This is a genomic window from Pseudomonas capeferrum, from assembly GCF_013523055.1.
Lineage (GTDB): Bacteria > Pseudomonadota > Gammaproteobacteria > Pseudomonadales > Pseudomonadaceae > Aquipseudomonas > Aquipseudomonas capeferrum_A.
In genome coordinates this window covers 150202-171527 of sequence record NZ_JAAMQM010000005.1, presented here as the reverse complement: position 1 = coordinate 171527, position 21326 = coordinate 150202, and the positions used below count along the sequence as shown (strand labels likewise).

Below are 21326 nucleotides of genomic sequence, written 5' to 3'. Positions count from 1 at the left end.
AATGACCGGCTCAATCGAGCCCGAGCTGCGCCCAGATACGCCGTACCTCGCGCCGCTCGTCGCCAAGCTGCGCGGCATCGATGACCCCTGCCTGCTTCTGCAACGCCTGGCGATGCGAGGCCGAGCGAAAGGACTTGTACACTTCACGCAGCAGGATCGCATCGCTGGCGGGCATCAGACCGGCTTCCTCGAGCCCTTCGAGGATACGAATGTTGTCGGTGTAACGCAGCAACGCCGGGTGGTCGTGGGCCCAGGCCAAAGCCGCGTATTGCACCATAAATTCGATATCGACGATACCACCGGCATCCTGCTTGATATCGAACGGCATGCCCGGTTCGAAGGCATTGGCGGCAGTGCCCGCGGCGGTGATCCTGGTGCCGAGGCTGGCGCGCATCTTCGCGCGCATCTCGCTGACCTCGGCGCGCAGCTTCGACAAGTCGCGCGCCTGCCCGAGGACCCGCGCCCTCACACCCTCGAACGCCGCGGCTACCTGCTTGCAGCCTACCAATACCCGCGCCCGTACCAGTGCCTGATGTTCCCAGGTCCAGGCTTCGTTCTGCTGGTAGCGCTCGAAGGCTCCCAGCGAGCTGACCAGCAGCCCCGAGGCCCCCGATGGCCGCAGACGCATGTCCACGTCGTAGAGCTGGCCGGAGTTGGTCTGAGTGGTCAGCAGGTGAATGATGCGCTGGCCCAGCCGCGTGAAGAACTGCGCGCTGTCGATGGGCTTGGCGCCATCGGTCTCCGACTGCAGGTCGCCATCGTGGATGAACACCAGGTCCAGGTCCGAGCCATGTCCCAGCTCGATCCCTCCGACCTTGCCGTAGCCGACGATGACGAACGCCGGATCGCACAGGCTGCCATCGCTGCGCCTGGGCTGGCCGTGACGTGCCACGGACTGCCGCCAGGCCAGGGCCAGCACTTGGTCGAGGATGGCCTCGGCGAGCCAGGTCAGATAGTCGCTGACCTTCATCAACGGCAGGTTGCCGGTGATCTCCGACGCGGCTACCCGCAGGCTGTGCGCCAGCTTGAAGTGGCGTAGGGCTTCCATCTGCTGCTCGAGATCGTCCTCGGGAATTCGCGTGAGCCGCTCGCGCAACTCATTGGCAAGCTCGGGCGCCAGCGGCGGGCTGAACAGGCGTCCCTCGTTGAGCAGTTCATCGAGCAGCAGCGGGAAGCGCGTGATCTGCTCGGCGATCCAGGGGCTGGCCGCGCACAACGTCAGCAGGCGACGCAAGGCCCCGGGGTTTTCGGTCAGCAGCACGAGGTAAGCGGAGCGGCGCGCCACGGCCTCGACCAACGGCAGGACTCGCTCCAGCACCAGGTCCGGATCGGCGTGTTCGACCGCCTGGGCCAGCAGACGCGGAATGAAGGCGTCCAGGCGCTCGCGACCGATACGCTGCATCGAGCGCAACGCTGGCGTGGCACGCAGCCCCGCCAGGCGTCGCAAGGCTTCGGCAGGCTGACGCAGGCCGGCTTCCTGCAGTTGTCGACAGGCAGCTTCCTCGTCCTGGGCCTGTTCCCATAAAGGCGACCACTCACCGCCCACCACCAGCTCGCCTTCACCCTCGTCTTCATCCGGGTCGGCAATGACCTGGCGGAAATGCCAATCGATGCGCGTACGCCACTGCATCAGTTGGTCATGAAAGGCCTGCCAATCGCCGAAGCCGAGGATATAGGCCACGCGAGCCTGATCGAGCTCGTCATCGGGCAGCATCTGGGTCTGCCGATCGGCGATCGCCTGGATCGCATGTTCGGTATAGCGCAGGAATTCATAGCCTTCGCGCAGCTCGGCAATCACCGCCGGTGGTAGATAGCCCTGCCCCTCCAGCGTGGCCAGGACCTTGAGCAAGGGCCGCTGCTGCAGGCTCAGGTCACGTCCACCATGGATCAGCTGGAAGGCCTGGGCGATGAACTCCACCTCACGAATGCCGCCGGCACCGAGCTTGATGTTTTCCGCCATGCCCTTGCGCCGCACCTCCTGCTGGATCAGCTGCTTCATGGTGCGCAACGCCTCGATGGCCGAGAAGTCCAGGTAGCGTCGATAGACGAATGGCCGCAGCAGGTCTTGCAGCTGCGCGCCGGCCACCTGATCACCGGCCACCACCCGCGCCTTGATCATGGCGTAGCGTTCCCAGTCCCGGCCCTGATCCTGGTAATACTGTTCCAGGGCATTGAAGCTCAGCACCAGCGCACCGGCCGACCCATACGGGCGCAGGCGCATGTCGACACGGAAGACGAAGCCGTCGACGGTGACCGGGTCCAGTGCCTTGATCAGACGTTGGCCGAGGCGCGTGAAGAATTCCTGATTGTCGAGCGCGCGCTTGACGCCTTCGGTTTCACCGCCTTCGGGGAAAGCGAAGATCAGGTCGATGTCCGAGGACAGGTTGAGCTCCACCGCGCCCAGCTTGCCCATCCCCAGGACCACCATGTGCTGCGGCTGCCCGCTGCGGTTGCCGATCGGCGTGCCGAACTGTTTGCAGTGCCGTGGATATAACCAATGGTAGGCCTGGTCGATGGCCGCGTCCGCCAGGTCGGAGAGGTCTCGACAGGTTTCGCGCAGATCGGCCCGGCGCGTGATGTCCCGCCAGATGATCCGCACCTGCTGGCGATTGCGCTCGCGGCGCAGGTTACGCGCCAGTTCGTCCTCGGTTTCGGCCGCCTCGACCGCGCAGGCCACCTGAGCACACAGCTGGCCAGGCGCGAAGGATGCATCCAGATCGCCACGACCGATCAGCTCGAACAGCACCGCCGGTTCACGCAGGGCCTGTTCGAGGACGAAGTCACTGGCGGCGGCAACCTGTTCGAACTCATGAAGGAAAGCAGGGCTCCAACGCTCGAGCCGTAGCTCGGGATGGGCCGCAAGCGCCTCGCTCAGAGACTGCAGGTTGCGAGCGACCAGTGGTTCGAGGGCGGCAGGCAGGTCGAGCGGCAAAGGCAGGCGCATGGGCTATCCTTGATCGGCGTGAAAGTGGAGGTATGGACCGTCGACAAGAAGCCGAACATTCGTCGAACTGTCGTACAAAAGTGGGAAATAGCTGAAAAATCAGATTTACTGGTATGAATCCTCTACAAACCTCAACGGCATAACAGTTTTTCACTAACAGTATCGTTTTTCCTCACAAGCCGGAAAGCAGCCAAAAGCCGCTTTCATGTAGTTTTACTACTGCCCTCGCGGAGCAAAAGCATGAAATGCCGCGACATTTGTAGTAAAACTACACAACGCCGGAGCACCTTCCGGCAATCCAAGAATTCATGACGTCTGCCCATAAGGCCAGTCGCAAACTCAGGCTTCCGATTCTGGTTGCCTTTCCGCCCTGGAGCAAGCCATGCAAGACCTCGATCCTATCGAAACCCAGGAATGGCTGGATGCCTTGGACTCGGTCATCGATAAAGAAGGCGAAGACCGCGCTCATTACCTGATGACCCGCATGGGCGAGCTGGCCACCCGCAGTGGCTCTCAGCTGCCGTATGCGATCACCACGCCATACCGCAACACCATCCCTGTCACCCACGAAGCACGCATGCCTGGCGACCTGTTCATGGAACGCCGCATTCGCTCGATGGTGCGTTGGAATGCCCTGGCCATGGTCATGCGCACCAACCTGAAGGATTCGGACCTGGGCGGCCACATTTCGAGCTTCGCCTCCAGTGCCACCCTGTATGACATCGGCTTCAACTACTTCTTCCAGGCACCGACCGAAGAACACGGCGGCGACCTGATCTTCTATCAAGGCCATGCCTCCCCAGGCGTCTACGCCCGCGCCTTCATGGAAGGTCGCATCAGCGAAGACCAGATGAACAACTTCCGCCAGGAAGTGGACGGTCAGGGCCTCTCGTCCTACCCGCACCCGTGGCTGATGCCCGACTTCTGGCAGTTCCCGACCGTCTCGATGGGCCTGGGCCCGATCCAGGCGATCTACCAGGCTCGCTTCATGAAGTACCTGGAAGCGCGCGGCTTCATCCCGGCCGGCAAGCAGAAAGTCTGGTGCTTCATGGGCGACGGCGAGTGCGACGAGCCCGAATCCCTGGGCGCGATCTCCCTGGCCGGCCGCGAGAAGCTGGACAACCTGATCTTCGTCATCAACTGCAACCTGCAGCGCCTCGACGGCCCGGTTCGCGGCAACGGCAAGATCATCCAGGAACTCGAAGGCGTGTTCCGTGGCGGTGGCTGGAACGTCAACAAGGTGGTGTGGGGCCGTTTCTGGGACCCACTGCTGGCCAAGGACATCAACGGCGCCCTGCAACGCCGCATGGACGAAGTCATCGACGGCGAGTACCAGAACTACAAAGCCAAGGACGGCGCGTTCGTCCGTGAGCACTTCTTCAATACCCCAGAGCTCAAGGCCATGGTCGAAGACCTGTCCGACGACGAGATCTGGAAGCTCAACCGTGGCGGTCACGACCCGTACAAGGTCTATGCGGCCTACCACCAGGCGGTCAACCACAAGGAACAGCCTACCGTCATCCTGGCCAAGACCATCAAGGGTTACGGTACCGGTGCCGGCGAAGCCAAGAACACCGCGCACAACACCAAGAAGGTCGACGTCGACAGCCTGCGCAAATTCCGCGACCGTTTCGACATTCCGGTCAAGGACGATCAGCTGGAAAACCTGCCGTTCTTCCGTCCGGAAGAAGGCAGCGCCGAAGCGCGCTATCTGTCCGAGCGCCGTGCCGCGCTGGGTGGCTTCGTGCCGCAGCGCCGCGCCAAGAGCATCAGCATCCCGACTCCGTCGCTGGAAACCTTGAAAGCGATCCTGGACGGCTCGGGCGACCGTGAGATCTCCACCACCATGGCCTTCGTGCGCATCCTGGCGCAGCTGGTCAAGGACAAGGAAATCGGCCAGCGCATCGTTCCGATCATCCCGGACGAAGCCCGTACCTTCGGTATGGAAGGCATGTTCCGCCAGCTGGGCATCTACTCCTCCGTAGGCCAGCTGTACGAGCCGGTCGACAAGGACCAGGTGATGTTCTACCGCGAGGACAAGAAGGGTCAGATCCTCGAGGAAGGCATCAACGAAGCCGGCGCCATGTCGTCGTTCATCGCCGCCGGTACCTCGTACTCGAACCACAACCAGCCGATGCTGCCGTTCTACATCTTCTACTCGATGTTCGGCTTCCAACGTATCGGCGACCTGGCCTGGGCCGCGGGCGACAGCCGCACCCGTGGCTTCCTGATCGGCGGTACCGCCGGCCGCACCACCCTCAACGGTGAAGGCCTGCAGCACGAAGACGGTCACAGCCACCTGCTGGCCGCGACCATCCCGAACTGCCGCACCTTTGATCCTACCTACGGCTACGAGCTGGCGGTGATCATCCAGGACGGCATGAAGAAGATGACCGAGGAGCAACAGGACGTCTTCTACTACATCACCGTGATGAACGAGTCCTACCAGCAGCCAGCCATGCCGGCCGGTGTCGAGGAAGGCATCATCAAGGGCATGTACCTGCTCGAGGAAGATACCCGCGCGGCGGCACACCACGTACAGCTGATGGGCTCCGGCACCATCCTGCGTGAAGTCCGTGAAGCGGCGAAGATCCTGCGTGACGAGTTCAACGTCGGCGCCGACGTCTGGAGCGTCACCAGCTTCAACGAGCTGCGTCGCGACGGCCTGGCCGTGGAACGCGCCAACCGCCTCAAGCCTGGCCAGAAGCCACAGCAGACCTACGTCGAGCAGTGCCTGAGCGGTCGCAAGGGTCCGGTCATCGCATCCACCGACTACATGAAGCTGTTCGCCGAACAGATTCGCCAGTGGGTTCCAAGCAAAGAGTTCAAGGTCCTGGGTACCGATGGTTTCGGTCGCAGCGACAGCCGCAAGAAGCTGCGTCACTTCTTCGAAGTCGACCGCCACTTCGTCGTGCTGGCTGCCCTGGAAGCCTTGGCCGACCGTGGCGAGATCGAACCCAAGGTCGTGGCCGATGCCATCACCAAGTTCGGTATCGACCCGGACAAGCGCAACCCACTGGACTGCTGAGGAGTATTTTTAAGTGAGCGAACTCATTCGCGTACCTGACATCGGCAGCGGTGAAGGTGAAGTCATCGAGCTGTTCGTCAAGGTCGGCGACCGTATCGAAGCCGACCAGAGCCTGCTGACCCTGGAGTCCGACAAGGCCTCCATGGAGATCCCGGCCCCCAAGGCCGGCGTGGTCAAGTCCCTGAAGGTGAAGCTGGGCGACACCCTCAAGGAAGGCGACGAACTGCTGGAACTGGAAGTCGAGGGCGCCGCGGCGTCCGAGGCTCCGGCCCCGGCTGCCCCGGCTGCCGAGGAAAAACCTGCCGCCGCGCCTGCGCCGGCAGAAGCCGCGCCAGCCCCTGCCGCTGCGCCGGTGGCCGCCAGCGTCCAGGACATCCACGTTCCGGATATCGGTTCGTCGGGCAAGGCCAAGATCATCGAAGTGCTGGTCAAGGCTGGTGACACCGTCGAAGCCGACCAGTCGCTGATCACCCTGGAGTCCGACAAGGCCTCCATGGAGATCCCTTCGCCCGCCGCTGGCGTGGTCGAGGAAGTGATTGTCAAACTGGACGACGAAGTCGGCACCGGTGACCTGATCCTCAAGCTGAAGGTCGCGGGCGCCGCGCCTGCCGCCGCTCCGGCCCCAGCCCCTGCCGCCGAGTCGGCGCCTGCCAAGGCCGAGACCGCGCCTGCCGCCACCCCGGCTGCGGCACCCGCTTCGGCTCCGGCTGCGGCCACCGCTCCAGCAGCCGGCAGCAACGCCAAGGTCCATGCCGGCCCGGCCGTGCGTCAGCTGGCCCGTGAGTTCGGCGTCGACCTGGGTGCCGTCGCAGCCAGCGGCCCGCACGGTCGTATCCTCAAGGAAGACGTGCAGGTCTACGTCAAGGCCATGATGCAGAAGGCCAAGGAAGCTCCAGCCGCCGGTGCGACCGGTGGCGCGGGCATCCCGCCGATCCCTGTGGTCGACTTCAGCCGCTTCGGCGAAGTCGAGGAAGTCGCGCTGACCCGCCTGATGCAGGTCGGTGCCGCCAACCTGCACCGCAGCTGGCTCAACGTGCCGCACGTCACCCAGTTCGACTCCGCCGACATCACCGAGCTGGAAGCTTTCCGCGTTGCGCAGAAAGCCGTGGCCGAGAAGGCCGGCGTCAAGCTGACCGTGCTGCCGCTGCTGCTCAAGGCCTGTGCGCACCTGCTCAAGGAGCTGCCGGACTTCAACAGTTCGCTGGCCCCGAGCGGCAAGGCCATCATCCGCAAGAAGTACGTGAACATCGGCTTTGCCGTGGACACTCCGGATGGGCTGCTGGTCCCCGTGATCAAGAACGTCGACCAGAAGAGCCTGCTGCAGCTGGCTGGCGAAGCGGCGGCCCTGGCCGAGAAAGCGCGTACCAAGAAGCTGGCGGCCGACGACATGCAAGGCGCCTGCTTCACCATCTCCAGCCTCGGCCACATCGGCGGCACCGGTTTCACGCCGATCGTCAATGCGCCTGAAGTGGCGATCCTGGGCGTCTCCAAGGCGACCATGCAGCCGGTCTGGGACGGCAAGGCCTTCCAGCCCAAGCTGATGCTGCCTCTGTCGCTGTCCTACGATCACCGCGTGATCAATGGCGCAGCCGCCGCGCGCTTCACCAAGCGCCTGGGCGATCTGCTGACGGATATCCGTACGATGCTGCTGTAATGCTGCACCCTGCCTCCCTTGCGCAGGGAGGCAGGTACCTCTTTCGAGCCACGCTCGTACCTCAACCCCGCCCAACTGGCGGGGCTTTTTTTTGGGCATTTCACGGGTTTTCGCAGAACTGGAAAACCAGACACTGATCACCCGCCCCATTCTTGACCTACAGATTCCAGCCTTCCGGCCGATAACATGATCACATCTGGCCAGCACTGGTGCTTGTCAGGCCAAAGGACATGATGCAACCTTGCGTGAATGCCTCGCTACCGCGTATGCGGCCTGCGCCCACCGCCTTCTTCAAGCGAGCCTTCGATGAAAAGCCAACCCGATGCCAGCAGCCGCGTGGTAGCCGAGGTCGTGACGCAGCTGCCTGTGCCTTCACGGCTCGGCATGCTGCGCTTCGAGCGCTTGAACGAGCCCAACTGGGCCATGCTCTATCTCGATCCGGGTTGCGAACGGCAACTCGGCCTGCCCGCGGCCGAGCTTTGCGCTCTCATCGGTTCGCCCTATGCAAGCCTCATGGAACCCGAGGCGCGTTACCGTCTGCACGATGAAATCCAGCTGCAGCTGGCGCAACGCCCGTATTACCGCGTTCGCTATACCCTGCATGTCGGTCCCATGCCCATGCGCATGCTGGAAATCGGCGAAGCCTACAAACAACACAACAGGCAGTTGTTACGCGGCTACCTGGCGATTCTCGACGACCAGCAAGGCGAGGATCCAGACCCCACTGCCAGTGACCTCGAGACGCGCAACAATCGACTGCAGATCGCCCTCGAGCTCAACCAACGTGCCCAGCAGGAGCAGCTCGAGCACCTGGAACGAGTACGCGCGCAGCAGGACCTGATCCTGCGGCTGGCCCGACAGCGCTACAGCGCCAGCAATTCGTTGTCCGAGGCTGCCGAGCTGATCACTCGTAGCGCGTGCGAGATCTATCGGCTCGACTGCGCCAGCATCTGGCACCTGCAGGACCAGCGTCTCGAGCCGATCGCTGCCTGGCATCGCAACCTCCAGCAATACCAACTGCCCAACCCGATCGACGCCAGCCGCTTTCCCGACTACCTGGATGCCTTGCACGCCAGTCGTGCCATCGACGCCCATAACGCCAGCCATGACCCTCGAACGCGCGACCTGGCCGACAGCCTGTTCGTCACCGAAAACAACGCCATGCTCGACGCCAGCATCCGCGTGGACGGCCAGGTGATCGGCGTCCTGTGCCTGGAGCAGACCGGAGCGCCGCGGGCCTGGCAGTCCGACGAGATCGCTTTCGCCGGCGAGCTGGCCGACCAGTTCGCCCAAGTCATCACCAGCCACAACCGCCGCGCGGCCGCCAGTGCCCTGCACCTGTTCCAGCGCGCCGTAGAGCAGAGCGCCAGCGCTTTCCTGCTGGTCAATTGCGATGGCGTAGTCGAGTACGTGAACCCCAGCTTCACGGCCATCACCCAGTACAGCACCGAGGAGGTCCAGGGCCGTCACCTGGCCGACCTGCCTGCCCTGGAGAACCTCAGCGAACTGCTGTTCGATTCGCCCTCCAGTCTGGCGATGGGTAACAGCTGGCAGGGCGAGTTCAAGAGCAGGCGCAAGAGCTTGGAACCCTACTGGGGGCAGTTGTCGATTTCCAAGGTCTACGGCGACAACCGTGAGTTGACCCACTACATCGGCATCTACGAAGACATCACCCAAAGCAAGCTTGCCCAGCAGCGCATCGAGCGCCTGGCCTACACCGACAACCTGACCAGCCTGGGCAACCGCCCGGCATTCATCCGCAGCCTCGACGAACGCTTTTCCGGCAACGACCAAAAGCCTATCTGCCTGCTGCTGGTGGATATCGACAACTTCAAGCGGATCAACGACAGCCTCGGCCACCATACCGGCGACAAGCTGTTGATCAGCCTGGCCCGACGGCTGCGCAACAGCCTCAATGCCGAAGGCAGCCTGGCACGCTTTGCCAGTAACGAATTTGCCGTGCTGCTCGATGACACGCTGCCCGAAGACGGCCAACTGATCGCCCAGCAATTGCTACAGACGCTCGACAAGCCGATGTTCGTCGACAATCAGCTGATCAACGTCACCGCTTCGGTCGGCCTGGCCTGCGCGCCCTTGCACGGTCGTGACCCTCAGACGCTGATGAAGAACGCCGGGCTGGCCTTGCACAAGGCAAAGGCCAACGGCAAGCATCAGGTCCAGGTGTTCACGGAAGTGCTCAATGCCGAGGCCAGCTACAAGCTGTTCGTCGAGAACAACCTGCGCCGCGCCCTGACCCAGAATGAACTGGAAGTCTTCTACCAGCCCAAGGTCTGCCTGCGCAGCGGTCGCCTGCTTGGCCTCGAAGCACTGCTGCGCTGGAACCACCCCGAACGCGGGATGATCCGTCCCGACCAGTTCATCAGCGTGGCCGAAGAGACCGGCCTGATCATTCCCATCGGCAAGTGGGTGGTGCGCCAGGCCTGTCGCATGAACCAGGTGTTGCACGAGGCTGGGATGAGCGGCCTGCAGGTCGCCATCAATCTCTCGCCCAAGCAGTTCTCCGACCCCGAGCTGGTGTCTTCGATCGGCACGATCATCAAGGAAGAAGGCCTGCCCGCGAACCTGCTGGAGCTGGAACTGACCGAAGGCCTGCTGCTCGAAGCGACCGAGGATACCCACCGTCAACTCGACGAGCTCAAGCAGTTGGGGCTGACGCTGGCCATGGATGACTTCGGCACCGGTTATTCGTCGCTCAGCTACCTGAAGAAATTCCCGATCGACATCCTCAAGATCGATCGCAGCTTCATCAACGAGATCCCGGACAACCAGGACGACATGGAAATCACCTCGGCGGTGGTGGCCATGGCCCACAACCTCAAGCTCAAGGTGGTGGCCGAAGGGATCGAGACCGTCGCGCAACTGGCGTTCCTGCGTCGTCACCGCTGTGACGTGGGCCAGGGTTACCTGTTCGACCGGCCGATCCCTGGACGGGAGCTGGTCGAAAAGCTCAAGCGCTATCCGCGCGGACCGATAGCCTGACAGCGGCGCCCAAGTCGGGCACTATTAGCGACAGCGTCGGCCCATTTGTCTCCCACAAGGACAGAGCTGAACCCTGTGGACGGCAGCGTCGGTCTGATTCGCGGGTAAACCCGCTCCCACAAGAGCGGGGCCGAACCTGTGGACGGCAGCATCGGTCTGATTCGCGGGTAAACTCGCTCCCATAAGGGCGGGGCCGAATCTGTGGACGGCAGCATCGGTCTGATTCGCGGGTAAACTCGCTCCACAAGGGCGGTGCCGAACCTGTGGACGGCAGCGTCGGTCTGATTCGCGGGTAAACCCGCTCCCACAAGAGCGGTGCCGAACCTGTGGACGGCAGCGTCGGTCTGATTCGCGGGTAAACCCGCTCCCACAAGAGCGGTGCCGAACCTGTGGACGGCAGCATCGGTCTGATTCGCGGGTAAACCCGCTCCCACAAGGGCGGGGCCGAACCTGTGGACGGCAGCGTCGGTCTGATTCGCGGTAAACCCGCTCCCACAAGGGCGGTGCTGAACCTGTGGACAGCAGCATCGGTCTGATTCGCGGGTAAACCCGCTCCCACAAGGGCGGTGCCGAACCTGTGGACAGCAGCATCGGTCTGATTCGCGGGTAAACCCGCTCCCACAAGGGCGGGGCCGAACCTGTGGACGGCAGCGTCGGACTGATTCGCGGGTAAACCCGCTCCACAAGGGCGGTGCTGAACCTGTGGACGGCAGCGTCGGTCTGATTCGCGGGTAAACCCGCTCCCACAAGGGCGGTGCCGAATCTGTGGACGGCAGCGTCGGTCTGATTTGCGGGTAAACTCGCTCCACAAGAGCGGGGCCGAACCTGTGGGAGCGGGTTTACCCGCGAAGGGCCTCCACCCATATCGACTAGAAAACAGAGGAACCGCCATGGTGATGCGTTCGGAAATCCTGGTGAACAAAAACGTCCTGCCTACCGCGGAACAGGCCCTGCCTGGCCGCGAGACGCCGATGACCCTGCCTGAGAAGCACTTCGTCTTCGAAGACACGCCGTTGCTCGGCCCCTTCTTCGACAACGTCGACTTCGCCATCTTCGGCCTCGGCTGCTTCTGGGGCGCCGAGCGTCGCTTCTGGCAGCGCGAGGGCGTAGTCAGCACAGTGGTCGGCTATGCCGGTGGTTTCACACCCAACCCCACCTACGAAGAAGTCTGCTCGGGCCTTACCGGCCACACCGAAGTGGTGCTGGTGGTATTCGACAAGGACAAGCTCAGTTACGACGAGTTGCTGACCATGTTCTGGGAGCTGCACAACCCGACCCAGGGCATGCGCCAGGGCAACGATATCGGCACCCAGTACCGCTCGGTGATCTACTGCACCAACCCTGAACAACTGGAGCAGGCCGAGGCCAGCAAGGCGGCCTACCAGGCGGAACTCGACAAGGCCGGCTTCGGCCAGATCACTACGGAGATCGACCAGGCGCCGACCGTCTACTTCGCCGAGGCTTACCACCAGCAGTACCTGGCCAAGAACCCGGAAGGCTACTGTGGCATCGGCGGCACCGGTGTCTGCATGCCACCAAGCCTGCAAGGCAACTGAGGACGCGCCATGACGACGATGACCTTGTTCCATTCGCCGCTGTCACCCTTCGTGCGCAAGGTCATGGTGTTGCTGCACGAGACAGGACAGCAGGATCGGGTGGCCTTGCAGGCCGTCAATATCAGCCCGGTCACGGGCGACGACCAGCTCGACCTGGACAACCCGATCGGCAAGATCCCGGCCCTGCGCCTGCAGGACGGTACCGTCCTCCACGACAGCCGGGTGATCTGCGAGTACCTGGACCAGCAGCACGTCGGCAATCCGCTGATCCCCCGCGAGGGTTCCGCGCGCTGGCGCCGCCTGACCCTGGCCTCGCAGGCCGATGCCATCATGGATTCCGCAGTATCGAGTCGCTATGAAAGCTTCCTGCGTCCCGAAGACAAGCGCTGGGACGGCTGGCTGGAGGCACAAGCCGGGAAGATCCGTCGGTCGCTGGCCAACCTCGAGCAAGAGCACCTGGCCGAGCTGACATCGGTGTTCGATATTGCCGCCATCGGCGTGGCCTGCGCCCTGGGCTATCTCGATCTGCGTCAGCCGGCGTTCGGCTGGCGAGAGCGACAGCCCGGGCTCGCCGCCTGGTACGCCGAGGTATCCAAGCGGCCGTCGCTGGCCGCGACGGCGCCGATGGCCTGATCGGCCCTGATCGCGGCAGGCTCCCTCTACGGAGAGAAGCCTGCCCGCGATTCGACGAACAACGACCTTATCCGCCACGCCAGCCACCTGCCCGCTTCCCGAATCTTCCCTTATTGGCCCCTTCCCACCCGTGCCCAGTCCAGCCGGCGAGTCAGCACCATGAACACCCCGAGCAGCCCGAAGCACAACAGCGAGCCCATCAGCAGGGCATAGTCCTCGGCGCTGAGCAGCCCATAGAGCATGGCGTAGAGCACCGACAACCCGGCGGCGAAGCCGATGCCGATGCCGATGCCGATGCCGATGCCGATGCCGATGCCGCGCCCAGGATTGCGCAGCACATGGCCGAGGGAGAAGCCGATCAGCAGCACGCACGCGGCCGCGGACAGACCATAAGCCAGGCCGAAGCCCAGGTGCTCCGACAACGACAGCAACAACAGGTAGAAAAACGCCAAGGCCACACCCACCTGGGTGTATTGCACCGGGTGCACGCTGAGATTCTTCAGCACTTCGAAGAGGAAGAAGCCGGCGAACGTCAGGGCGATGAACAGCAACGCATATTTGATGGCCCGCTCGCTTTTCAGGTACTGGTCGACCGGGTCGAGGAAGCTGACCCCAAACGCCCGCCCGCGAAACGCATCGCACTGCCCGTCAATGGCGCACTGTCTCAAGGCATCCTCCAGGTTGGTGGCAAAAAAACGAGGTCTGCCAGTGAGCGCTGAAACGGCGTAGTTGACGGCAGGTCTCGAAGCCGCTGATATCAGGCAGACCAATGTCGAGGATCACCAGGTCCGCCGGGCGCAGGCGCTGTCGCTCCAGGGCTACACCACCGAGGGTCACCCATTCGGTGCTGTGGCCATCGGCCTGCAGGGCGTAGATCAGGGTATCGGCAATGGCGGCTTCGTCTTCGACGATAAGAATATGCGGCATGCTGAGCTTCGAGCCTCAAGCGCAAGCTTCCCGTGGAAGCGGATCGCGTGAAACCACACTGAATCGCTCGCTCTTGCAGCTTGCTGCCGATCGAGTCAGCAGCCTGGCTTGCCCGCGGTGTAGCGCTTGGCCGGGTTCACCGCGGCCTTGAACTCGCGCAACGCCTTGGCGCCAATCAGCAGCGGGTAATTGAAGCTGCTGCGGTCGGTGAGGTTGACCTCGACAGTACGCTTCTCGTCGCCCAGGCACAGCTCCAGATCGACCACCGGGCGCTTGGCCATTTCGGCGCCTTCACCGTCGTCGTCCTCGTCGGCGCGGTTCTTGATCTTGCTGATGCGCGCCACCTTGTGCTCATAGACCTTGTCGCCGGCACCCTGGGTGGCGAGGCGGAAACGCACCCACTCCTCCCCGTCGCGGGTAAAGCGCTCGATGTCCTTGGCCGACAGGGAGGCGGTGAGTGCGCCGGTGTCCATCTTCGCCTTGAAGGTTTCGCCAATCTCCGGCAAGCCGATGTATTCGTAGCGTCCATAGAGGGTCGGGTCAGCGGCCATGACCGGCATGGCCAACAACGACAGCAGGGCGAGCAGTGGCTTCACAAGATAGCTTCCTTAAATGGGGACAGTGGTTAGACTGCGGGGGCTGGATAGGTTCGCCGCGAGCGCTGTCCCACATAACATGAAACATTTGACCGGCCCACTCGGCCATCCATGTTTGGCGTAGGACCAAGCCCTCATTATCATTGCCAATTGTTTATTTCCGACAACAAGAGTGTTTTATGCGTCGCCTGCTGACCGGCATCTTCGTGGCCTTCCTGCTGCTGCTCAACACCCTGGTGATGATCGGCCCGCTGTTGATCTTCGCCCTGCTCAAACTGGTGCTCCCTGGCAGATACCGCGACCGCGCCTCCGCGGCGGTGATGTGGATCGCCGAGAGCTGGGCCGAAATCGACAAACTGATCTTCGCCCTGTGCATACCCACTCAGTGGGATATCCGCGGCGTGGGCAACCTGCGCAAGGACACCTCCTACCTGGTGGTGAGCAACCACCAGACCTGGGTCGACATCCCTGCGCTGATCGAAAGCCTCAACCGTCGCACGCCCTTCTTCAAGTTCTTCCTCAAGAAAGAGCTGATCTGGGTGCCGCTGCTGGGCCTGGCCTGGTGGGGCCTGGATTACCCCTTCATGAAGCGCTACAGCAAGGCCTTCCTGGAGAAGAATCAACACCTCAAGGGCCAGGACCTGGAGATCACCAAGGCCGCCTGCGAGCTGTACAAGCGCCAGCCGGTGACCGTGGTCAACTATCTGGAAGGCACGCGATTTACCGAGGCCAAGCGCCGCGCACAGCAATCGCCCTTCCGCCACCTGCTCAAACCCAAGGCCGGCGGCGTGGCCTTCGTGCTCGCGGCCATGGGCGAACAGCTCGATGCCCTGCTCGACGTCACCATCGTCTATCCCGGCGACAAGGCACCCGGATTCTGGGCCCTGCTCAATGGCAGCATCTCGCGAGTCATCGTGGATATTCAGGTGCGCGAGCTGGCACCGGCGCTATGGGCCGGTGACTACGAGAACGACCCTGTGTTTCGTCAGACCGTACAGACCTGGGTGAACCAGCTGTGGCACGAAAAGGATGAGCGGATCGATGTGTTACGCAAAGAAGCACGCTGAGTTCCGAAGCCTTTAAGGGCCAGATGACGTCCTAAGTCGTTGCTTGTGTCAGTTCCAAATTAAGACCAAAATATAGATCTTAATTGAGGACTTTATAGTGCAACGTATTTTTGCGGATGTCGTCGTCAGTGTGTCCGAACTCAAGAAAAACCCCTCTAGCGTACTTGCCAGCGCGGACGGCATGCCGGTTGCGGTGCTTAACCACAACCGCGTAATAGGGTACATGGTTCCTGCCGCGCTTTATGAAGCGATGATTGAGCGACTGGACGACCTCGAGCTCGTCGAGATCGCAAAGGCGCGATCAGTTGGGGGGTGTGCCGGTAAATCTGGATGACCTATAAACTCGAGTTCCATCCAGCTGCGTCGAGGGAATGGGAGAAGCTGGCCACACGGTTCGCGAACAAATCAAGAAAAAGCTCCGAGATCGTCTTGAAACTCCCCGAGTGCAAAGCGACGCGCTGCGGGATCTGGACGACCACTACAAGATCAAGCTGAAGGCCTCAGGTTATCGACTTGTTTATCGTGTAGAGGACGACCGGGTTGTAGTGGTAGTCGTTTCCGTAGGTAAAAGAGAGCGAAGCAAAGCGTACGAAATGGCCCGCAAACGCTAATCTGGCCGTCATATCGATGGCACAGTGGTCGTGGTTGCCGGCGTTCCCCAAAGACTTCCCAGGCTCTGCAGCAATGAGCCACCGATGCCCTGCTGACCCAGATACTGCAGTATCAGCGGGGCGAATTGCCCGATCATCCCCGTATCCATGCCCAGCGCGCTGAACGCGCTATTGAGGTCATTGCGGTCTTCGACATTGCCCAGGACGCTGCTCAGCGCCGACTGGCTGTTACCCTGCTTTCCCAGCAGTTCACCGATACCGTTCAATCCGCCGAGGGCATTGGCGCCGGAGATCATGTCCAGGCCCGGTACCGCCTTGGTCAATTGTTCAAAATCGGCATCGCTCAGGTTGTTTCGCGCCAGCCCCAGCATGGCGCCCGCCCCGCCCACCGCCTGTTCCGGAGTGACCTTGAGCTCGCTGCCCAGGGTGTTGAGCAGATTGGCCGAAGCCGCTGGCGCCTGCACTGCCGCGCCCTGCCCATTCTGGTTCTGTATCGCGGAAACGGCGTTGGCCGCATCGTTCAGATTGAAGGCGAACGCCGGGCTCGCAGCCAGGGTCATGAGGGTTGCCAGGGTAAGAGCTTTCATCGGTAAGACCTCGTCGGCCGGACGGCCAGGGAAACGAGAAGTTGGACTGGGTAGGCGGGGGAATGTTCCGGGATGGACATCGCCGTTGCCATCCGTCCATCGGTCGAGCTACCCATGGATGGGCGGTCGGAGATGCCAGGCCCGGAACACCTCGGCTCAGTCTCGCGCTGTCTTCCAGGTGGCGGGCTCCAGAGCGTCCGCCAATGCATCGGCCTGTCCCCAGGCGAGCGGCAGGGCCTGAAGGCTGGTGGCCAGAAGGTCAAGGACGTCTTCATCGTCGGTGGCATCGAAAGCGCGGTGGCCATCGTTGTAGGCGAAACGCAGGTAGTGACAGAGGTTTCTGAGGGTGCTTTCGAAGGGGACGGTGCCGTCGTAGATGGCTCGGGCCAGGGTCTTGCCGGCAGGTGAATCGAATGCGAGGGGTGGGTCGGGGACGATTTCTTTCATGGGATCTCCTGATTGCGCTGACGTTGCGCTCCTTCGTTTCCACACGAAGGGTGGCAGCTGTACGCGGGGTGGAAAACCGGGTGCAGTCAGGAAAACCCGGCAGGCACAAAGCCTCTCGCGTACAGCCGCCAAACGACAAATCCTGCATGCAACACCTGGTTTCCACGCCCGATCACTGAAATATCAGTGACCTAGGGAGCCTAGTGGGACTGGTTTCCGAGGGCAATCAGAAGGGAGTCGACAGAGTGCGTAGGATATTTCTTGAGGCCAGAGATGACCAGTAAAAATGTGTAGGAAAGAACTCCAATCTCAAGGGAAATGACGAGCTCTCGTCATCACAACCAGGAGCCAAAAACAGTCTTTGCCCAAAGAGCTGCACGTATAAAGCGGCAGATCTCGGCGGCTGGCCACTGATCTGATGATAATAAATCGCCACCCCAATTATTCCAAGGCAGGCCTGCTAGGCGCGGCGGTCCTAATTAAGAGAAACGCCCTAGACACCCTTGCGGAAATTATTTATCCAAAAGGCAATACTTTGCTGCTCATCCATAAACCTATTAAAGTTTGAGGTTACGTCTGCCACTTCAACACGCTCGAATCTCAGCGAAGAATGTACGACCCTGGGTATCTTTAACTGCGGAATGTTCGATTGCTTGACGACGCCTCTCGTGGAACTGGCATGAGCCAACTCAAAATTACCGGTATAGACGGCGAGCACAGCGCCTTCTTTTTGCTTATTTGCGTACTCGCTTGCATTCTCGAATGTATTGGTTATAAAGAAGGAATCACCCTTGCTCTTGCTGCGAACACCTTTTCTCATGATAGCGCGTTCAGCGCTCTTGCTGGTTCCGTGGAAGCCAAGGAAGTGTCGTCCATTTTCTTGGTTGTATTGAACCCTGGAGCTCAATAACGCTGAGGGCTCGGTGGTCTTCGAATTTTTTCTGCTGCCAAACAGGCTTCTCAATCTTTTGAAAGTACCACCTAATGGATAGTGCCCTGACGGATCGTTGTAGTTGATCGGATTCCCCAGACAATAGGCATATGCGTTCAGCCCTCCCTCCCCAAATGGACTCCAATCGTCTGGACTTTTAAATCGCATTAGCACGGAGCTAAAAGCTCGATAGCCATGACCGAGCAGTTGACAGCCAGTTATTTCATCCAGCGACTGCCCATTGAACCCCAACAGACTGTGCATGCTATCAGCGGATGCGCTGTAGCCATACGGCGTATATGACAGCTTAATAAAGGCAGCATCATATATATTCAGCACAGACAGCATTCGATCATGAGCAAGCAAACTCGTATCAACTACGCCATCCCGAACGCGGCATTGCGCCAGCACTTCAGATTCATGCCGAAAAATACAATACGGCGCCAAGTCTTTTATTACAGCATACAGTAACTTGTTCTGGTAAAAATGTTTAGCATTGGACGGCTGCCGTGTGCACGGGCGAGCGACGGGGCTCTCATGCTTGGGATCAATCGAGGTTTCATGCGAGATGGGCATCGAAAGCTCCTTGATTTAACAGTGACTTAAATGTCCACTGTCTACGAAATTGCCAATACTGCCTACTAGCAAAAATGCTAGGCCTCGCGCTTCGAAGCCTAAGATGTGGTCGACACTGACGCTCTCCGAATTCCCCAAATACGGGTATCGCTTCGGCTGTGTCCGTCATTCTGCTTTTTAAGGTAGAAGGGTTCATTGGTAGGTGCATCTGTCATTTCTACCAGTTGTAAGCTCGGTCGCATCGGAGATACTGCTTTTCAGATTTTGCTATTTTCGAACGGGGAAATAGAAGCGATGAAGCCTGAAAACAGTAACCTATATTTCTATCAGGGCGACAAACTCGTCACCGTCAAACAAGGCATACACACCCGCACCCTACTGCGTACTCCTCACATGCTCCTCGCCGAACAGCACACTGGCGTCGAACGAAAGACAGGTCTGCTGTCAACCGACGACAAGGGCTCGGCGCTGCAGGTACAGGCCGAAGATGTTGAAGAATCGCACACATACTCGGCCTATGGACATGATTCGAAATTACCTTCGATAAACTCGACCCCCGGTTTCAACGGAGAGCTCTTCGACCCATTCATGGGCACCTACCAACTTGGCCTGGGGTATCGTACCTATGATCCCGGTCTCATGCGTTTTCAATCACCAGACAGCCTCAGCCCTTTTGGAGCGGGCGGCATCAATGGTTATGCATACTGCACAGGCGACCCAATTAACAACATTGACCCAACTGGCCATGCCTTCGTACATCTGAAAAACGGTCAAACGCTGAGCGTGAGCAAGAATTCGGCGGTAGCGCTTCCACATAGATTTAAGCCTTCTAACCTCAAACGTACCACTTCACACGCCAGTGCTTTGAAACCGGAGTCGCCCCGCTATTCTCCTCCACCGACCCGCCCAGACTACTTCGAAAAAATTGGCGAGCCTGATATTTTTGAATCAATCATAAGCAACCTCCCGCACCAAGACGCCATCGCATTCGCCAATGCTTCATCAACAATCGAAAATTACGTAAGACCGATGCTGGATCGATACATAATGAAGGTAGCTGAAAACGGAGCGACTATGGGTGCCGCGAGAGCTGGCGTGCTTCCTGGGGTACCTAAAATTTTTAGCCAAAGCCTAGATCTGGACCGGCCAGAGTTTCTAAATGACATAAGCCGCATACAACAACTTGGCGGCCCTGCAAATATTTTGAGATTGCTAAGACTGGACCGTGTCAGTCAGGTGCGCCGTGGCAGTGGGGATAGCCTCATGGGGGATTGAAGTTAAAACAGCTGACTTTTCCACTCTCATAACCGCTAATCACACGCGGCTTTTGTCCACTCAAACGGATGCCGGGTTTTATGGAGTATTGGGACTTGCATGACGCGACCAATTGCGTAGCGAGTTGAAACGTCGTCGTCCATCCAAGGGGTGTACTACCGCAAATGCCAGGTATTTAAGCCTGTACCATCGAGGCGCTAATCCAACCTACAGGGCTCACGAAAAAGCCCCTCAAAAAAGGGGCTTCTTCAGAAAAGCTTACGCCGCACTGAACGTCTTATGCGGATCGATCACAAACTTCTTCGGCACCCCGGCATCGAACTCGCCATATCCTTCCGGCGCCTGATCCAGGCTGATCACCTGCACGCCTACGATTTCGGCGATATTGATCCGATCCCACATGATCGCCTGCATCAGCTGGCGGTTGTATTTCATGGTCGGCGTCTGGCCGGTATGGAAGCTGTGCGACTTCGCCCAGCCCAGGCCGAAGCGGATGCTCAACGCGCCTATCTTCGCGGCGGCATCGACAGCACCCGGGTCTTCGGTCACGTACAGGCCGGGGATGCCGATCTTGCCGGCCACACGGGTCACCTGCATCAGCGAGTTGAGCACCGTTGCCGGTGCTTCGTGCTTGGCACCTTCGTGGCCATGGCCGCGAGCCTCGAAGCCTACGGCGTCGACGGCACAATCCACTTCCGGCTCGCCCAGCAGGTCGGCGATCTGCTCATGCAGCGGAGTGTCCTTGGACAGGTCGACCACTTCGAACCCTTGGGCCTTGGCATGCGCCAGTCGCGCGGGGTTCAGATCGCCGACGATCACCACGGCGGCGCCCAGCAGGCGGGCGGAAGCGGCGGCGGCCAGACCGACCGGGCCGGCACCCGCGACATACACGGTGCTGCCTGGCCCGACGCCCGCGGTGACGGCGCCGTGGTAGCCGGTCGGCAGAATGTCGGAGAGGCAGGTGAGATCGCGGATCTTTTCCATCGCCTTGTCGCGATCGGGCAGCTTGAGCAGGTTGAAGTCGGCATACGGCACCAGTACGTACTCGGCCTGGCCACCAGTCCAGTCACCCATGTCGACGTAGCCGTAGGCGCCGCCCGGCCGCGCCGGGTTGACGGTCAGGCAGACGCCGGTGTGCTGTTCCTTGCAGGAGCGGCAACGACCGCAGGCGACGTTGAACGGCACCGACACCAGGTCGCCGATCTGCAGGTGCTCGACGTCGCGCCCCTTCTCGATGATCTCACCGGTGATCTCGTGCCCCAGGACCAGACCGACCTGGGCGGTAGTGCGGCCCCGGACCATGTGCTGGTCCGAACCGCAGATGTTGGTCGAGACCACCTTGAGGATCACGCCATGCTCGATCTTCTTGCCGCGAGGATCCTGCATCTTCGGATAGTCGATCTTCTGCACCTCGACCTTGCCAGCGCCGAGATACACCACTCCACGATTGCCAGACATGCTCTTACCTCGCTTGATTTGTAGTTATGCAGCGGT

14 protein-coding genes and 3 pseudogenes are annotated in these 21326 nt (G+C 60.8%); 9 read left to right on the top strand and 8 right to left on the bottom strand.

The window, feature by feature from the left end; translation table 11 throughout:
- Positions 1-10: 10 nt before the first annotated feature.
- Positions 11-2944 (bottom strand): bifunctional [glutamate--ammonia ligase]-adenylyl-L-tyrosine phosphorylase/[glutamate--ammonia-ligase] adenylyltransferase, encoded by a 2934-nt coding sequence (gene glnE / locus G7009_RS07725; RefSeq protein WP_181129351.1) that lies wholly within the window; start codon positions 2942-2944, stop codon positions 11-13.
- 382 nt (positions 2945-3326) lie between these two features.
- Here glnE and aceE point away from each other — a divergent pair, with 382 nt between their 5' ends.
- The 5 genes from aceE (at position 3327) to G7009_RS07700 (ending at position 12815) form a co-directional block, all read left to right on the top strand.
- Entirely contained in the window at positions 3327-5972 is a 2646-nt protein-coding gene (aceE, locus tag G7009_RS07720; RefSeq protein ID WP_181129349.1) for a pyruvate dehydrogenase (acetyl-transferring), homodimeric type, read from the top strand.
- A gap of 13 nt (positions 5973-5985) precedes the next feature.
- Positions 5986-7626 carry a dihydrolipoyllysine-residue acetyltransferase gene (gene aceF / locus G7009_RS07715; RefSeq protein WP_181129347.1) on the top strand — a complete coding sequence of 547 codons (1641 nt, stop codon included), beginning with the start codon at positions 5986-5988 and terminating at the stop codon, positions 7624-7626.
- A gap of 306 nt (positions 7627-7932) precedes the next feature.
- Positions 7933-10626 carry a sensor domain-containing phosphodiesterase gene (locus G7009_RS07710; RefSeq protein WP_181129345.1) on the top strand — a complete coding sequence of 898 codons (2694 nt, stop codon included), beginning with the start codon at positions 7933-7935 and terminating at the stop codon, positions 10624-10626.
- Positions 10627-11516: 890 nt separating this feature from the next.
- Positions 11517-12182, top strand: a complete 666-nt coding sequence (gene msrA / locus G7009_RS07705; RefSeq protein ID WP_181129343.1) for a peptide-methionine (S)-S-oxide reductase MsrA — start codon at positions 11517-11519, stop codon at positions 12180-12182.
- A 9-nt stretch (positions 12183-12191) separates the two neighbouring features.
- Complete coding sequence (locus G7009_RS07700) at positions 12192-12815, top strand: glutathione S-transferase (RefSeq protein ID WP_181129342.1); 624 nt, start codon at positions 12192-12194, stop codon at positions 12813-12815.
- A 110-nt stretch (positions 12816-12925) separates the two neighbouring features.
- Here the strand turns inward: G7009_RS07700 and G7009_RS07695 are convergent.
- The 3 genes and pseudogenes from G7009_RS07695 to rloA2 all read right to left on the bottom strand — a co-directional run.
- Positions 12926-13535, bottom strand: a pseudogene (locus G7009_RS07695) (inner membrane CreD family protein); the annotation flags it as partial.
- A pseudogene (locus G7009_RS07690) lies at positions 13530-13742 on the bottom strand (response regulator); the annotation flags it as partial. The pseudogenes G7009_RS07695 and G7009_RS07690, both read right to left, overlap by 6 nt.
- A 95-nt stretch (positions 13743-13837) precedes the next feature.
- The gene (gene rloA2 / locus G7009_RS07685) at positions 13838-14338 is read right to left on the bottom strand and encodes a retropepsin-like aspartic peptidase RloA2 (RefSeq protein WP_181129340.1); all 501 of its coding nucleotides are present in this window, start codon (positions 14336-14338) and stop codon (positions 13838-13840) included.
- 179 nt (positions 14339-14517) lie between these two features.
- On the opposite strand from rloA2, the gene G7009_RS07680 reads away from it, so the two are divergent.
- The 3 genes and pseudogenes from G7009_RS07680 to G7009_RS07670 all read left to right on the top strand — a co-directional run bounded on the left by G7009_RS07680 (position 14518) and on the right by G7009_RS07670 (position 16016).
- Positions 14518-15405: an acyltransferase gene (locus G7009_RS07680; protein ID WP_181129338.1), complete on the top strand. Its 888-nt coding sequence runs from the start codon at positions 14518-14520 to the stop codon at positions 15403-15405.
- A gap of 97 nt (positions 15406-15502) precedes the next feature.
- Positions 15503-15739: a type II toxin-antitoxin system prevent-host-death family antitoxin gene (locus tag G7009_RS07675; RefSeq protein ID WP_181129336.1), complete on the top strand. Its 237-nt coding sequence runs from the start codon at positions 15503-15505 to the stop codon at positions 15737-15739.
- Positions 15736-16016 (top strand): annotated as a pseudogene (locus G7009_RS07670) (type II toxin-antitoxin system RelE family toxin). The gene G7009_RS07675 and the pseudogene G7009_RS07670 overlap by 4 nt, the downstream one beginning before the upstream one ends.
- An 8-nt stretch (positions 16017-16024) precedes the next feature.
- Here G7009_RS07670 and G7009_RS07665 read toward each other — a convergent pair.
- From G7009_RS07665 to G7009_RS07655, 3 genes are all read right to left on the bottom strand, one after another.
- Positions 16025-16603 carry a DUF2780 domain-containing protein gene (locus G7009_RS07665; protein WP_181129334.1) on the bottom strand — a complete coding sequence of 193 codons (579 nt, stop codon included), beginning with the start codon at positions 16601-16603 and terminating at the stop codon, positions 16025-16027.
- Between the two features lie 156 nt (positions 16604-16759).
- Positions 16760-17050, bottom strand: coding sequence for a hypothetical protein (locus G7009_RS07660; RefSeq protein ID WP_181129332.1), 291 nt, complete (start codon positions 17048-17050; stop codon positions 16760-16762).
- A 493-nt stretch (positions 17051-17543) separates the two neighbouring features.
- Positions 17544-18557, bottom strand: a complete 1014-nt coding sequence (locus tag G7009_RS07655) for an RHS repeat-associated core domain-containing protein (RefSeq protein ID WP_181129330.1) — start codon at positions 18555-18557, stop codon at positions 17544-17546.
- A 294-nt stretch (positions 18558-18851) separates the two neighbouring features.
- Here G7009_RS07655 and G7009_RS07650 point away from each other — a divergent pair, with 294 nt between their 5' ends.
- Positions 18852-19832 carry an RHS repeat-associated core domain-containing protein gene (locus tag G7009_RS07650; RefSeq protein WP_181129328.1) on the top strand — a complete coding sequence of 327 codons (981 nt, stop codon included), beginning with the start codon at positions 18852-18854 and terminating at the stop codon, positions 19830-19832.
- Positions 19833-20090: 258 nt separating this feature from the next.
- Here the strand turns inward: G7009_RS07650 and fdhA are convergent, their stop codons facing one another.
- Positions 20091-21290 (bottom strand): formaldehyde dehydrogenase, glutathione-independent, encoded by a 1200-nt coding sequence (fdhA, locus tag G7009_RS07645; RefSeq protein ID WP_181129326.1) that lies wholly within the window; start codon positions 21288-21290, stop codon positions 20091-20093.
- Between the last annotated feature and the right edge of the window lie 36 nt (positions 21291-21326).